The 13928-nt window shown below is 71.5% G+C and carries 14 protein-coding genes; 10 read left to right on the forward strand and 4 right to left on the reverse strand.

Annotated features, from left to right (window positions below; translation table 11 throughout):
• Positions 1-116 precede the first annotated feature (116 nt).
• The 8 genes from ABD437_RS22290 (at position 117) to ABD437_RS22325 (ending at position 7361) form a co-directional block, all read left to right on the forward strand.
• Positions 117-1505 carry an ABC transporter substrate-binding protein gene (locus ABD437_RS22290; RefSeq protein ID WP_344650840.1) on the forward strand — a complete coding sequence of 463 codons (1389 nt, stop codon included), beginning with the start codon at positions 117-119 and terminating at the stop codon, positions 1503-1505.
• Positions 1502-2413 carry a carbohydrate ABC transporter permease gene (locus ABD437_RS22295; RefSeq protein WP_344650841.1) on the forward strand — a complete coding sequence of 304 codons (912 nt, stop codon included), beginning with the start codon at positions 1502-1504 and terminating at the stop codon, positions 2411-2413. Before ABD437_RS22290 ends, ABD437_RS22295 begins: the two co-directional genes overlap by 4 nt.
• Entirely contained in the window at positions 2410-3276 is an 867-nt protein-coding gene (locus ABD437_RS22300) for a carbohydrate ABC transporter permease (protein WP_344650842.1), read from the forward strand. Before ABD437_RS22295 ends, ABD437_RS22300 begins: the two co-directional genes overlap by 4 nt.
• 15 nt (positions 3277-3291) lie before the next feature.
• Positions 3292-4335 (forward strand): phosphotransferase family protein, encoded by a 1044-nt coding sequence (locus ABD437_RS22305; protein WP_344650843.1) that lies wholly within the window; start codon positions 3292-3294, stop codon positions 4333-4335.
• Entirely contained in the window at positions 4335-4982 is a 648-nt protein-coding gene (locus ABD437_RS22310) for a histidine phosphatase family protein (RefSeq protein ID WP_344650844.1), read from the forward strand. Before ABD437_RS22305 ends, ABD437_RS22310 begins: the two co-directional genes overlap by 1 nt.
• A 159-nt stretch (positions 4983-5141) precedes the next feature.
• Complete coding sequence (locus tag ABD437_RS22315; RefSeq protein ID WP_344650845.1) at positions 5142-6038, forward strand: expansin EXLX1 family cellulose-binding protein; 897 nt, start codon at positions 5142-5144, stop codon at positions 6036-6038.
• An 11-nt stretch (positions 6039-6049) separates the two neighbouring features.
• Positions 6050-6742 (forward strand): 4'-phosphopantetheinyl transferase family protein, encoded by a 693-nt coding sequence (locus ABD437_RS22320; RefSeq protein WP_344650846.1) that lies wholly within the window; start codon positions 6050-6052, stop codon positions 6740-6742.
• Positions 6743-6842: 100 nt separating this feature from the next.
• Complete coding sequence (locus ABD437_RS22325) at positions 6843-7361, forward strand: DM13 domain-containing protein (RefSeq protein ID WP_344650847.1); 519 nt, start codon at positions 6843-6845, stop codon at positions 7359-7361.
• On the opposite strand, the gene ABD437_RS22330 is transcribed toward ABD437_RS22325, so the two are convergent.
• The 3 genes from ABD437_RS22330 to ABD437_RS22340 all read right to left on the reverse strand — a co-directional run bounded on the left by ABD437_RS22330 (position 7256) and on the right by ABD437_RS22340 (position 10794).
• Positions 7256-8893 (reverse strand): diguanylate cyclase domain-containing protein, encoded by a 1638-nt coding sequence (locus ABD437_RS22330; RefSeq protein WP_344650848.1) that lies wholly within the window; start codon positions 8891-8893, stop codon positions 7256-7258. The two genes, ABD437_RS22325 and ABD437_RS22330, sit on opposite strands and share 106 nt — an antisense overlap.
• Before the next feature lie 84 nt (positions 8894-8977).
• Positions 8978-9643: a response regulator gene (locus tag ABD437_RS22335; RefSeq protein WP_344650849.1), complete on the reverse strand. Its 666-nt coding sequence runs from the start codon at positions 9641-9643 to the stop codon at positions 8978-8980.
• Positions 9640-10794, reverse strand: coding sequence for a sensor histidine kinase (locus tag ABD437_RS22340; protein ID WP_344650850.1), 1155 nt, complete (start codon positions 10792-10794; stop codon positions 9640-9642). Before ABD437_RS22340 ends, ABD437_RS22335 begins: the two co-directional genes overlap by 4 nt.
• 297 nt (positions 10795-11091) lie before the next feature.
• Between ABD437_RS22340 and ABD437_RS22345 the strand changes: the two genes are divergently transcribed.
• Both ABD437_RS22345 and ABD437_RS22350 read left to right on the forward strand, forming a co-directional pair.
• On the forward strand, positions 11092-11805 hold the full coding sequence (locus tag ABD437_RS22345; RefSeq protein WP_344650851.1) for a phospholipase A2: 714 nt from the start codon (positions 11092-11094) through the stop codon (positions 11803-11805).
• 42 nt (positions 11806-11847) lie between these two features.
• Positions 11848-13419, forward strand: coding sequence for a hypothetical protein (locus ABD437_RS22350; RefSeq protein ID WP_344650852.1), 1572 nt, complete (start codon positions 11848-11850; stop codon positions 13417-13419).
• On the opposite strand, the gene ABD437_RS22355 is transcribed toward ABD437_RS22350, so the two are convergent.
• Positions 13416-13766 (reverse strand): hypothetical protein, encoded by a 351-nt coding sequence (locus ABD437_RS22355; protein ID WP_344650853.1) that lies wholly within the window; start codon positions 13764-13766, stop codon positions 13416-13418. The genes ABD437_RS22350 and ABD437_RS22355 overlap by 4 nt on opposite strands.
• Positions 13767-13928: the final 162 nt, after the last annotated feature.

Here is a 13928-nt window from a genome sequence, read left to right on the forward strand (position 1 = left end):
ACAAGGATCTCTCCTATCAGGATCGTCAAGACCCCTGGGGCGGAACGGCGAATATCCCCCAGTAACCAATCGATCGGTGGGATTCTGGGGTTAATCGCTCCCGGAAGGAGTCTTTGATGACCCGTCCCGGTTTGATCGCCGCACTACTCGCGCTCTTGCTCACCACTACCGTCCTGGCCGGGTGTTCCGGCGATGGTTCCTCCGACGACGACGGCACGCTGACCGTGTGGAGCCTCGAGAACCAGGCCGACCGCGTGGCCGCCACCCAGAAAGTGATCGCCGAGTTCACCCGGAGCACCGGCATCGAGGTGAAGTACGTCGGCGTCGACGAGAACCAGTTCAGCAAGCTCGTCACCGCCGCGGCCGCCGGCGGTGACCTGCCCGACGTCATGGGTGCGCTCCCGCTCGCGGCGCTCTGGTCGTTGGACGCGAACGAACTGCTCGACACCGGGTCGGCCGGCGAGATCCTCAAATCGCTCGACGCCGGCACGTTCAACCAGCGGGCGCTCTCGCTGACCAAGAACGGCGACGAGGTGCTCGGCGTCCCCAGCGACGCCTGGGCGCAGTTGCTCTTCTACCGCACCGACCTGTTCACCGAAGCGGGCCTGGCCGCGCCCACCACCTACGACGCCATCTCCGCCGCCGCGAAGAAGCTCACCACCGGCGGCCAGGTCGGCATCACCGCGGCCACGGTCGCCAACGACGGTTTCACCGCCCAGACGTTCGAGCACCTCGCGCTGGGCAACGGCTGCGAACTGGTCGACGACGGCGGCAAGATCACCGTCGGCAGCGACGAGTGCGTCGGTGCGTTCGAGTTCTACGACGACCTGATCAGCGACGCCTCGGTGAAGGGCGCGCAGAGCGTCGACTCGACCCGCGCCACCTACTTCTCCGGCCGCGCCGCGATGGTCATCTGGTCGTCGTTCCTGCTCGACGAACTGGCCGGCCTGCGTGCCGACGCGCTGCCGAACTGCCCGGAGTGCCAGGCCGACCCGACCTACCTCGCGAAGAACACCGGCGTCGTCACCGCGATCAAGGGCCCGGACGGGTCGCGGCCGGCGCAGTTCGGCGAGGTCGTGTCCTGGGCGGTCAGCGCCACCGCGCAGACCGCGAACGCGAAGAAGTTCGTCGAGTTCATGATGGGCGACGGCTACACCCGCTGGCTCGGGCAGGCCCCCGAGGGCAAGGTGCCGGTCCGCACCGGCGACGCGTCGAACAAAACCGCCTATGTGGACGCCTGGCGCAAGTTGCCGGCCGGCGTCGACAAGAAGGCGCCGCTGGACACCGTCTACCCGGCGACCCTCGTCGACCAGCTCGTCTCCTCGGTCGACACGTTCGGGCGCTGGGGCATCGAGCAGGGTGAGGGCCGGCTGGTCGGCGCCACGCTCGGTGAGCTGCCGATCGCCAAGGCGGTCAACGCGATGACCGGCGGCCAGCTCGACCCGTCGGCCGCCGCGGAGCAGTGCCAGGAACAGGTCGACGACATCAAGAAGAGCCTGGAGTGAGCGGTAGCAGGCAGCGCGGTGAGGCCCGCACGGGGTGGGCCCTGCTGACACCGACGCTGATCATCGTGCTGATCGTGGTCGTGGCGCCGATCCTCTGGACGGTCCTGCTGGCCTTCCAGCGGGTGCGGGTCATCGATCTGCGCCGCCGCGGACTCATCGGCGAGTTCACGTTCCAGAACCTCGAGCGGGTCTTCGGCAGCCCGGGGTTCTGGGACACGCTCTGGACGACGGTGGCCTACACCGTGTTCGGTGTCGCGCTCTCGATCGGGCTCGGGCTCGCCGCGGCGCTGGCGGTACGCCGCCCGTTCCGGGGCCGGACGTTCGTCCGCGCCTCGTTCCTGCTGCCCTACATCGCGCCGGTCGTCGGGGCCACGTTCGTCTGGCAGACGATGCTCAACCCCGAGTACGGCGTCCTCAACGCCTGGGGCACCCGGTTCCTCGGCTGGGACCGACCGGTCGACTTCCTCAACGAGGTGTCCGGGTCGTTGTTCGGAATACCGGTGCCGACCGCGCTGGTCACCGTGATCCTGTTCGAGGGCTGGCGGTACTTCCCGTTCGCGTTCCTGTTCCTGCTCGCCCGGATGCAGGCGCTGCCGAGCGATCTCGAGGAGGCCGCGCTCGTCGACGGGGCGACCCCCACCCAGCGGTTCCGGCACGTCGTGCTTCCGCAGCTGCTGCCGGTGATCGCGGTGCTCACCGTGCTGCGCTTCGTGCTGACGTTCACCAAGTTCGACGACGTGTACCTGCTGACCGGCGGCGGATCGGGCACCGAGGTCGTCAGCGTGCGCGTGTACGACTTCCTGACCAGCCGCGGCGACATCGGTGCCGCGTCGGCCGAGGCGCTGGTGCTCGCCGTCGCGCTGGCGCTCTTCGTCGGCGTCTACCTGCGGTTGGTGAGGCGGTCATGACCAGGGACCGGATCGAGAACGTCGTGCTCGGCGTCGCGCGCTGGGTGACGATCGTCGTGCTCACCGTCGTGAGCCTGTTCCCGTTCTATTACATGGTGCTGCTGTCCGTGCGGCTCATCCAGGACGTGCAGCTCTCGCCCGGCTCGATCCTGATCCGCCCCGGCGAGATCGTGGTCGACACCTACCGGGAGGTGCTGACGTCGGTCGAGGACGGCGGCCAGGGGTTCGTGCGGCTGATCGGGGTGAGCGCCGCGGTCTCGATCGCCACCGTGATCGTGACGCTCGCGGTGTCGGTGCCGGGTGCCTACGCGGTCACCCGGCTGCGGTTCGCCGGGCGTCGTCAGGTGGACGCGTTGTTCCTGGCGATCTACCTGTTCCCGGCGATCGTGCTGGCGATTCCGCTCTACGTGGTGCTCAGCCGGCTCGGGCTGCGCGGCTCGCTGGTCGCGTTGGTGCTGGTCTACGTCGCCCAGACCGTGCCGGTGACGCTGTACATGCTGCGTGGTTACTTCGAGACGATCCCGGTGAGCCTGGAGGAGGCGGCCCAGCTCGACGGCTGCGGCCGGCTGGGCGTGATCTGGCGGGTGAGCCTCCCGCTGTCCCGGCCGGCGCTGGCCGCGACCGCGCTCTACGTGTTCATGATCGCCTGGAACGAGTACCTGTTCGCGCTGTTGTTCCTGGTCGAGCGGCGCGACCGGTGGACGGTGTCGCTGGGCCTGTCGCAGCTGGCCGGGACGATCGAGATCCCCACCACCGTGCTGATGGCCGGCTCGGTGTTGCTCACCGCGCCGATCGTGGCGCTGTTCTTCGCCGGGGAGCGGCTGCTCGTCGAGGGGCTCACCGGCGGAGCCGAGAAGGGCTAGGTACTGTCCCGTACCGTGGCAGACGACAGAGCGGTACGCAGCGAAGACGCGTTCGACGTGGCCACCGTGCACACGTGGCTCGCCGAACGCGTCGACGGCCTCGAGGCACCGCCGGAGGTGCGGCAGTTCTCCGGCGGGGCCTCGAACCTCACGTACCTGCTGCGGTATCCCGACCGGGAACTGATCCTGCGCCGCCCGCCGGCGGGCCGGAAAGCGTCCTCGGCGCACGACATGAACCGCGAATACCGGGTACAGAAACACCTGAAGCCGGTGTTCCGGTACGTGCCGGAGATGGTGGCGTTCTGCGACGACCACGACGTGCTCGGCGCCGACTTCTACGTGATGGAGCGGATCGTCGGCACGATCCCGCGCCAGGACTTCCCGCCGGAGGTCCAGCTGGACCCGGTGCAGGCACGCACGCTGGCGTTCACGGTCGTCGACACGCTCGTCGAACTCCACGACGTCGACCCGGTCGCGGCGGGCCTGGCCGACCTGGGGCGCGGCGCCGGTTACGTCGAGCGTCAGGTGCGGGGCTGGTCCGACCGGTACCGCAAGGCACGCACCTGGAACGTGCCGAAGGCCGAGGGCGTGATGGCGTGGCTCGCCGACCACCGGCCCGGCGACGTCAAGTCGTGCCTCATCCACAACGACTACCGCCTGGACAACGTCGTGCTGGCGCCGGACGACCCACTGCGTGTGGTCGGCGTCCTCGACTGGGAGATGGCCACGATCGGGGATCCGCTGATGGACCTCGGCGGAGCGCTGGCCTACTGGATCCAGTCCGACGACCCGTACCTGTCCCAGCGGGCCCGTCGGCAGCCCACGCACCTGCCCGGGATGCCGACCCGGCGCGAGGTCGTCGAGTACTACTGCGACCGCGCCGGGCTGAGCGCGGAGAACTGGGCGTTCTACGAGGTCTTCGGCCTGTTCCGGCTGGCCGCGATCGCCCAGCAGATCTACTACCGCTACCACCACAAGCAGACGCGGAACCCGGCGTTCCGGCAGTTCTGGCTCAACGTCAACTACCTGGTGTGGCGTGCGCACAAGGCGATGCGCTGATGCCGGCCGTGATGCTGGTCCGGCACGGTCAGGCGTCGTTCGGGGCGGCGGAGTACGACGAGCTGTCGGAGCTGGGCCGGGAGCAGTCCCGGACGGTCGGCGCGGCGCTGGCGGCGCAGGACGTCCGGATCGACCGCGCGATCTCCGGTGGGTTGCGCCGGCAGCGTGACACGGCGGCGTTGTGCCTGGAGGCGGCCGGCTTCACCGGCGCGCTCGACGTCGACGACCGTTTCGACGAGTACGACCATCTGGGCCTCGCGGCCCAGCTGCACGACGGCCCGGTGCCGACGTCGTCCCGCGACTTCCAGGTGGTGCTCGACGCCGCGCTCGAGCAATGGATCTCCGGGGCGCTCACCCCGGCGGGCATGCCGACCTGGACCGAGTTCTCGGCGCGGGCGTGGGCCGGGCTGGAGGAGTTCGTCGCCGCGCTCGGGAAGGGTGGTTCGGGGGCGGTGTTCACGTCCGGTGGCATCATCGCGGCGATCGGAGCGCGCCTGCTCGGGCTGTCGCCCGCCGGGTGCGTCGCACTCCACCGCGTGGTGATCAACGGCGGCATCACCAAGGTCGTCGCCGGCCGGGGCGGCACCGCGCTGATCTCCTTCAACGAGCACTCCCACCTGCCCGCGACGCAGGTCACCTATCGGTGAAGTTGCAGGGGGCAACGCTAGCTAGTGTTGCTCGTGTGGGGCAGGATGTCCGCCGGGGGAGAAGAGGGTTGGCTGGCAGTGGAAACCACGCACAAGGGAAAACGGCGCAAAGGGCGCGGTTGGCTCGCTTGGGGCTTACCGACGCTCATCGGTGCTGCGGTGCTCATCTCGGTGACCGCGCTGGTGCTCGGGCTCAAGGGCCTGTCCGACGCTGCCTGCGCGGCGGTCTTACCGAAGGCGCTGGCCGTTCCGGCCGCCGTGCCCCAACCCGGTGACAGCCGCTCCGGCCACACCACGTTCTTCGACCTCGCCGCCTCCGGCGGCTCCGGCTGCTCCTACGACGGGCCGCCCGCCGACGGCATGTACCTCGCGCTCGGTTTCGACGAGTTCGCGAACGGCGCCGCGTGCGGCACCTACTTCAACGTCACCGGCCCGAACGGCAACACGGTCCGGGTGCAGGTCGTCGACTCGTGCGCCCCGTGCGCGCCCGGCCACATCGACATGAGCGAGAAGGCGTTCTCGCAGCTCGCCGACCCCGAGGCCGGAGACATCCAGGTCACCTACCGCGCCGTGGCCAACCCGTCGCTGCCCGGGTCGCTGAAGTTCAAGGCGCAGGAAGTCAGCGAGTACTACGTCGCGGTGCTGCCGATCAACCACGGCAACCAACTCACCCGGGTCGAGATCAACGGCGGCAACGGCTGGCAGACCGGCACCCGCCGCGGCGACGGTTACTACACCGCCGACAACGCGGGCAGCGGGCCGTTCCAGATCCGGCTGACCGACATCCAGGGCCACACGACGACGGTCAGCGGCGTCGACCTGTCCGGCGGCTCGACCACCAGCACCGGCGTCTCGATGTACTCGGGCTCCGGCGGCGGACGCCAGACCACGACGACGAAGAAGTCGACGAAGTCCCCGTCGGCCAGTGCCTCGCCGAAGCCGTCGCACACGATCACGCTGCCCCCGGCGATCGGCGCCACCGACGCGCCGACGCCGTCGGAGCCGGCGGTCGGGCGTCCCGACACCACGAACCTGGCCGACCCCAAGCAGTGCTGACCGTCCCGGCCTTGGCGCCGGGGCAGTGCCAGGTGTGGTGGGCCCGGCCGCTCACCGCCGCCGATCCGGACGGTCTCGCGGCCCTGCTCGACCCGCTCGAGCAGGGCCGTCGCGCCGCCTACCGGCGCGACGCCGACCGGGCCCGGTTCACGGTCGCGGCGGGTCTGCTCCGCGTGCTCAGCGGCGCTCACCTGGGGATCGCGCCGACGCGGGTGGCGATCACCCGGTGGTGCCCGGACTGCGACCGCCCGCACGGACGACCGGCGCTCCCGGTCGCCGGGTGGGAGTGCTCGGTGTCGCACTCCGGGGACCGGGTGGCGGTGGCGATCGGTCGCACCGGCCCGCTCGGGGTCGACGTCGAGGAAGCCTCGGCGCGGGAGAACGCCGGGCTGCGTGAGATCGTGCTGGCCGCCGACGAGCGCGGCGACGACTTCGTCACGTACTGGGTGCGCAAGGAAGCCGTGCTCAAGGCCACCGGCGAGGGGCTGAGGGTGGCCCTGACCGAGGTCGTCGTCACCGCGCCCGACGCGCCGCCCGCCCTGCTCGGTGCCCACCGGGCCGACCTGCCGGCACGCACCACCCTCCGTTCGCTCACGCCCGGCGACGGCTACCGCGCCTGCCTGGCCGCCCTCGACACCCCGTCGGTCACCGTCACCGAGCTCGACGCGACGGCCCTGCTGGCCGAGGCTGCGTCGGCGGGGTGACAGTGGGGGCGTCGGCTGGGTGACTCCCCGGGCGGCGAGCGGCGGCTACGGTCGGCCAGGTCGGCGCCGGTGGTGCGCTGCTCGTCCGGAAAGAGGCTCGGTGCGTCGCCCACTGCTGTTCACGTTCGTCGCGATCGTCGGTCTGAGCATCGGCGCGGGGTTGGCGCTGTTCGAACCCTGGCGGATCTTCACCAGCACCACCGTCGAGGAGACGATCCCCTCCGTTCCGGCCGGCACCGCCGCCCCGGCCGGGAAGAACGCCGGGACGACCGTGCTGGCCCGCGGCACGCTCATCACGCACGAGCACGACACCACCGGTACGGTCGCGATCCTGCGCCTGCCCGACGGCACGCGGATCCTCCGCTTCGAGGACCTGAACACGTCCGACGGCCCCGACCTCCGCGTCTGGCTCACCGACCAGCCGGTCCTCGAGGGCACCGCGGGCTGGACCGTCTTCGACGACGGCAAACACGTCGAGCTCGGCGAGCTCAAAGGCAACAAGGGCAGCCAGAACTACTCGATCCCCGCCGACGTCGACTTGGAGACGCTCACCAGCGTCTCGATCTGGTGTGCCCGCTTCCACGTCTCGTTCGGTGCCGCCGAACTGGCCGCCGCCTGACCGGGTGCCCCACCCGTGGACGGTCCGTGCCGGGCGTGATCATCGCGCGCCGCAGGCGGAGACGTGCCCGCGGCCGCGGTGATCGCGGAACCGACCAGGGCGTAGCGGCCTTTGCCTTCGACCTTCGCGGCGTACATCGCGAGGTCCGCGGCGCGGAGGAGTTCCCCGACGCCGCCGTCGGTCTGGTTCACCGCGATGCCGACGCTGGCCCCGACCCGCACGCGGCGCCCCTCCACCGTCGTGATCCCGGCGATCGACGACACGATCCGCTCGGCCAGCTCGGTGCTGACCGACGGCGAGGTCGTGCCCGGGAGCAGGACACCGAACTCGTCACCGCCGAGCCGGGCGACGAGATGGTCGTCGAGACACTCACGCAGCCGGTCGGCGACCTTGATCAACAGCGCGTCGCCGACGTCGTGCCCGTACTGGTCGTTGACCGCCTTGAACCCGTCGAGGTCGACGTAGAGCACGGTGACCTCGTCGTCGTGCGCGGCGATCGCCTCCTCCACGCGGGTGTGGAACAGCACCCGGTTCGGTAGCTCGGTCAGCCCGTCGTGGAAAGCGCGGTGCCGGAGCTCCTCCTCGCGCTGGCGCAGCTCGGCCACGGTCGAGGCGAGCCGCGCGTTGAGCGTGACGTTCTCGCGCACGGTGGTCAGCTGGCGGCCGAGCACGAGCATGACCAGCGCGGCGCAGCCGACCACCAACACCGCGTTGACCCCGCCGGTGACGAAGTAGACCGCCTGCGTGGTGACGATCGCCAGGCTGAACGGGACGTAGGGCAGCAGCGTGTACGGCGGAACCGTGACCTGCTGCGGCTCGGTGCGGGGATCGGTGGCGACCCACACCCCGCCCAGCAGCATCAACAGGTACGAGAAGAACCAGATCAGGTTGATGAGGCCGTTGCTGCTGTAGTTGCCGAGATGGTCGAAGAGGGCGTACGCCACGTCGCCGATCGCGGTGAGCAGGAAACCGGCGCTGAGCAGCGAGAGCGGTGTGCGCGTGCCGGGAGCGCCGGCGCTCAGCACGAGCAGCACGACGGTGGCCATCATGACGTCGGTCACCGGGTAGGCGATCGAGATCGCCCAGTTGATCGGCGACTGCTGCTCGGCGGCGATCGGCCCCAGCACCGTGCCCCAGCTGACCAGGAACAGCGAACCGGCGATGATCACGCCGTCGAGGATCAGCCGCAGCGACACCGCGGGCAGCTGCGCGGCCAGCAGTGAGGTCAGGCCGAACAGCAGGATCGGGATCGCGGTGAGGTAGATCGCGTCGGTCGTGCGTGAGTAGTGATCGATGCCGCTCAGGTGCCAGAGGAAGCTCGACGTGTTGCCGGTCGCCCACATCGCGAGGCCGGTGGCGACCGCGATCCAGCCCCGCCGGGACGTGGACCGGGTGCGCCGGGCGGCCCAGGCGGCGGCCCCGGCGGCGGCGAAACAGGCCAGCGCGCCGCCGACCGCGGCGACCGCGGTGAACACCTCGCTGTCGGTGGCCAGGAACAAGGCGATCGCGTAGTACGCCGTGGCGAACGCCACGGCGGTCACCGCGAATCGGCGACGACGTTCCACTCGGCCTCCAGGAGTTCTGACTGCTCTCCTATCGGCGGTGGGGAACGCGGTCTAAGTGCCTGGCTCGACCAGGCCGGTCTCGTACGCGAGTACGACGGCCTGGGCGCGGTCGCGGAGGTCGAGTTTGGCGAGGATGCGGCCGACGTGGGTTTTCACGGTCTGTTCGGCGACGACCAGAGCCGCGGAGATCTCGCCGTTCGAGAGGCCGCGGGCGATCAGCGTGAGCACCTCGGTCTCCCGCGGGGTGAGCACGCGCAGACGGTCGGGGCGGGCGCGATGGGTGGCCGGGCGGCGCGCGAAGTCGGCGATCAGGCGCCGGGTGACGCTCGGCGCGAGCAGCGCGTCACCGGCCGCGACCACCCGCACCGCCTGGACGAGGTCGGCCACCGGCGCGTCCTTGAGCAGGAAGCCGCTCGCACCGGCACGCAGCGCGGCGTAGACGTAGTCGTCGAGGTCGAAGGTGGTGAGCATGAGGACACGCGGGGTGTCGTCGGCTCCCAGGATCCGGCGGGTGGCTTCCAGGCCGTCCATGACCGGCATGCGCACGTCCATGAGCATCACGTCGGGGCGGACACGACCGGCGAGGGACACCGCTTCGGCGCCGTTGGCGGCCTGCCCGACGACGGTGAAGTCGGGTTGCGCGTCGAGGAGGGCCGCGAACCCCTGCCGGACCATGGCCTGGTCGTCGACGATCACCAAGCGCACGGAATTACTCATGTGTCGGACGGCTCCAGAGGTAGGCGGGCGCGGACCGAGAAGCCGCCGTCGGGGGTGGGGGCCGCGCGGAGTTCGCCGCCGACGACGGTGGCGCGCTCGGTCATGCCGACGAGGCCGTGCCCCGCCGAGTTGAGCGCGGCCTGCTCGGCGCTCTTCCCGTTCACCACGGTGATCTCCAGGGAATTCGAAGCGTAGGTGAGCGTGACCCGCACCGGGGCGCCGGGCGCGTGCCGGGCGGCGTTGGCCAGCGACTCCTGCACGATCCGGTAAGCCCCCACGTCGACGCCGGGGCGCGGCTTGCGTGGCTCACCGGCCCGGGTGAACTCGACGTCGGCGCCGGCCCGGACCGCGCCCGCGATCAGGTCGGGCAGATCGTCGCACCCGGGCTGCGGACGGAGATCGGCGGAGATGTCGTCGCTACGCAGCACCCCGAGCAGCCCGCGGACCTCGTTGAGCGCCTCCCGGGCGGTGGAGCTGATCGCGGTGAAGTCCGCGGTGGCCTCCGGGGAGAGCCCGGCGAGCCGGTACGGGGCGGTCTCGGCCTGCACCACCACCATCGACATATGGTGCGCGACGACGTCGTGCAGATCCCGGGCGATGCGTGCGCGCTCCTCCAGCACGGCGGTGCGTGCCTTCTCGGCCTCGGTGAGTTCCCGCTCGCGGCCGAGCGCCGTGCGGGTGCGCCGGAGCGTCCGGCCGACGTCGGCCACGATCGGGACGGCGACCAGCAGAATGATCCAGCCCGCGCGCGCGTCCGGGTTCGCGTAGGCCCAGAACAGCCCCGGCGCGGTGAGCCACGCCCCGACCGCGACCCGGCGCGGGGCCCGGGCGCTGATGTTCGCGTACGCGGCGATCAGCGTGAACCCCAGCAGCGGCGGCCACCTCCAGGGGTCGTCGTCGAGCACCGTGAACATGTTCGGCAGAACCAGCGCCAGCGCCGCCGTGACGTACCAGGCCGCGACCGGGTAGGACCGCAGCAGCCAGAAGGCGAGCGTCATGGCGGCGGCGACCCAGATGAGCCACGCCGGGTCGATCTCGAGCACCGCCGGCGCGCCGGCCACGGCCAGCGGCAGGTACGCCCCGAGCGTGACCAGCGCCCAGAGCGGCCCGAAAGCCCAGCGGGGTGGCCGGGCGGCTCTCGGTATGCGCACGGGGCGAGCCTAGGCGGGTGGGGATGGTCGGGTCGTCATACCGCTGACGTGGATCGGAGGGGTACCCGGGTATGACGCCGCGGGGTCCTGCGCCGTGTCGTGCGCGGCTGCGCGGTGCGGCGCGTTCGTTGCGCCGGGCTCGGCGCGATGCGCGGGGCGTACCAGCGGGTGATGTTCGCGTGATGTCGCTCCAGCGGACTACGCGCGAGATCACGCCTCGGCCGGACGACCGTTCCAACTCCCGCACCTAGCGTCCTGACCAGCGGGAACGCCCTGTTCCCGGAGCGGAAGGGCGACATGCAACGGCGACTGTGGATGGTTCTGCTGACGACCGCCCTGACCACCGTCCTCGGCGGCGACACCGCCCCAGCGACCCCACCCGATCACCGGAACTCCCCAGCCGCCACCGCCATCCAGGCCCTGACCGCCCCCGCGCCGTCCGTGCCCGCGCCGTCCGTGCCCGCGCCGGGTGCCTCCGCGTCGGGCGTTTCCACGCCGGCCGATACGGCGCCAGCTGACCTCGCACCAGGTGCTCGTGCGTCCAGTGCTCGCACGCCGGGGGACTTCGAGGCGGTGATGGGGTACTCGCCGGTGCGGGAGCACGGGAGATGGGTGGCCCCGAAGGGGGCTTGTTCGGCACCGACCGGGGCGACTCGCTACGACTTCTCCGGGCCGTGCAAGGCCCACGACCTGGGCTACGACTTATTGCGCTACGCGGCGCGGGTCGGCGAGCCGCTCGGCCCCTGGGCGCGCGAGGCGATCGACGCGGCGTTCGGGCGCGCGTTGGCGGCTCGATGCCGCGCCGTGGGTGGGTCGGCGGCGTGTCGGGCCACGGCGGCGATGTACCACGGGGTGGTCGTGGCCAACTCCTGGCGACAGGATTGGCGTGACCCCCGCCCGGAGCCGTGGTTGCCCTGGGTCCTGGTCGCCGCGGTGGTGACGCTCGCACCGGTCGGGGTGAACGCGGTGATCGCTCGTCGGGACCGCGGGTCGCGACGACGCGACGGATAGTTGAGTACGTTTTGTGACTATTTGTGCAGTACCGTTGGGAGGATGAGGAGGCTCGGAGCGGCGTGCGTGAGCGCCGGCATCGCCACGGTGTTGCTGTGTGGACCGTCGGTGCCCGCGATGGCCGACGACGGGTGGGGGCCTCGGTGGGACGCCCCGAGCGACTGGGAGGTGCCCCGGTACGGCACCGACTCGTGGCCCTACGACCAGGGCTGGCCGGGCGATTGGTCCGGGCCCTGGGGCGAGGCGCCGCAGCCGCAGCAGAACTGGGGCCGGGCTCCGGGTGCGCAGAGTGGTCAGTCCGGTCAGCGCGGCACCACCCAGCAGTCCACCGATCGCACCCGGCCACAACAAGCCGCCCAACGCGAGGCCGCCGCCCGCACCGCGGCCCAGCGCCGCACCGCCCAACGCCGCGCCGTTGCCCGAAGCGCGGCTCAGCGCCGGGCCGCCGCTCGAGCCGCGGCTCAGCGTCAGGCCGCCGCTCAATCGGAGGCCCAGCAGGAGCGGGTGGCCCAGCGTCGGGCGGCTGCTCGTGCTGCGGCCCAGCAGCAGGCGGCTGAGGCTCAGCGTCAGGCCGCCGCACGTGCGAGGCAGCAGGAGGCCGGAGAACGGGCCGCGGCCGAGCGGCAGGCACGGGCCGCGGGGGAGCGAGCCGGTCAGCAGCCCGGGCAGTGGCACGCGGATCAGCAGGGCGCGTCGCAGCAGCGCACCGCAGCTCAGCGGGCCGCAGCCGAGCGCACCGCAGCCCAGCGTTCAGAGGCTCAGCGTTCGGCGGCTCAGCGGGCAGAAGCGGAGGCCCGGCGGGCCGAGGCCCAGCGGGTCGAGGCGCAGCGCGCGCAGGCCCAGCGCTCGGCCGCGCGTCGGGCCGAGGCTCAGCGAGTGGCAGCCGAGCAGCAGCGTGCGGCGGCCGCGCGGCGGGTGGCCGAGCAACGAGCCGCCGAGATGCGCACCGACGAGGACATCCCCGCCGCCGACACCGCGGCCCGTCTCCGCCAGGCCGCCGAACGCGCCGCCGTCGAACGCGCCGCCGCCCAACGATCCGCCGAACAACGCGCGGCCGAACAACGCGCCGCCGATCAACGCGCGGCCGAACAACGGGCGGCCGAACAACGCGTGGCCCAACAGCGCGCCCAAGACCAGGCCGCGCAAGGCCAAACCGCAGACGGACTCACCGCCGAGCAACGCGCAGCAGCCGCCCTCGTGGCCCAACAACGCGCCGCCGCGCAACGCGCGGAAATAGCGCCCCCCGCCGGCCAAGCAGTCCAACCTCAGGACCAGCAAGGCATCGCCCCGGCCGCCCCCGAACCTCAGCCGCAGGCCGAAACCGCGCGCCCCCTGGCGTCGGACGAAGACACCGCCGGGCGGCCGGAGTACCCCGGCGGCCCGGTGGCCGAGAACCTCTTCCCGGCCGCACCCGACCCGACCCCGGTCGCCACCCCGGTGACACCGGTCAGCCAGCGTCTACCGGTGGGGCTGCAGATCGGCGTCGCGCTGCTGTTCCTCTACTTGGTGCTGGTCTACTTCGACCGGCGTTTCCTGCTCGTGCGCCGCCGCCCCGAACCCGAACCCCAGGACGTCGGCCTGGACCTGGTCCAGGACCACGTGCACGACCGCTAAGCCGCCCGACGTCGGTGGCAGGCCCGCAGGTGGCTGCCCACCAGCGCCGGGAGGCCGGATCGCACGCAGGCGTCGGCGCCGGCTTCGAGCACCTCCACCACGTGCTCGGCGGTGGCGTACGGGTCGACGACGCCGACGACCGGTGTGCCGGGATGCTGCCGGACCGCGGCGCGGATGCGTGCACCGTTGGCACCTCCGATCACCAGCAGGTCGGTGTGGTCGACGTCGGCGAGCTCAGCGCTCTCGACGCGCCAGTGCGGCGGCAGCTGATCGGCCAGTGAGGTGAGGGTGCCCGGGGCGTCGACGACGGTTACGAGGACCGCGGTCTCGATGCTCGTGAGTGTCATGATTCCTTTTTCGGACCGGAGCCTGAGGCTGCGCTGAACAGAACATGTGCGGTTTCTGTGAGACCCCGTCGTTACGGTGGCCCGGTGCGGAACGTGTTGATCGATCGGCTGCTGCGGCTACCCGGGAAAACTGGCCGCTATCGGGTGGAACAAACCTGCGTG

This window comes from Cryptosporangium japonicum (genome assembly GCF_039524755.1).
GTDB classification, from domain to species: Bacteria; Actinomycetota; Actinomycetes; order Mycobacteriales; family Cryptosporangiaceae; genus Cryptosporangium; species Cryptosporangium japonicum.

What these genes read in the sequence shown, in the direction of transcription:
- ABD437_RS22290 (WP_344650840.1), top strand. Translation starts at nt 117, where the DNA reads ATGACCCGTCCCGGTTTGATCGCCGCACTACTCGCGCTCTTGCTCACC.
- ABD437_RS22300 (WP_344650842.1), top strand. Translation starts at nt 2,410, where the DNA reads ATGACCAGGGACCGGATCGAGAACGTCGTGCTCGGCGTCGCGCGCTGG.
- ABD437_RS22310 (WP_344650844.1), top strand. Translation starts at nt 4,335, where the DNA reads ATGCCGGCCGTGATGCTGGTCCGGCACGGTCAGGCGTCGTTCGGGGCG.
- ABD437_RS22335 (WP_344650849.1), bottom strand. Translation starts at nt 9,643, where the DNA reads ATGAGTAATTCCGTGCGCTTGGTGATCGTCGACGACCAGGCCATGGTC.
- ABD437_RS22345 (WP_344650851.1), top strand. Translation starts at nt 11,092, where the DNA reads ATGCAACGGCGACTGTGGATGGTTCTGCTGACGACCGCCCTGACCACC.
- ABD437_RS22350 (WP_344650852.1), top strand. Translation starts at nt 11,848, where the DNA reads ATGAGGAGGCTCGGAGCGGCGTGCGTGAGCGCCGGCATCGCCACGGTG.
- ABD437_RS22355 (WP_344650853.1), bottom strand. Translation starts at nt 13,766, where the DNA reads ATGACACTCACGAGCATCGAGACCGCGGTCCTCGTAACCGTCGTCGAC.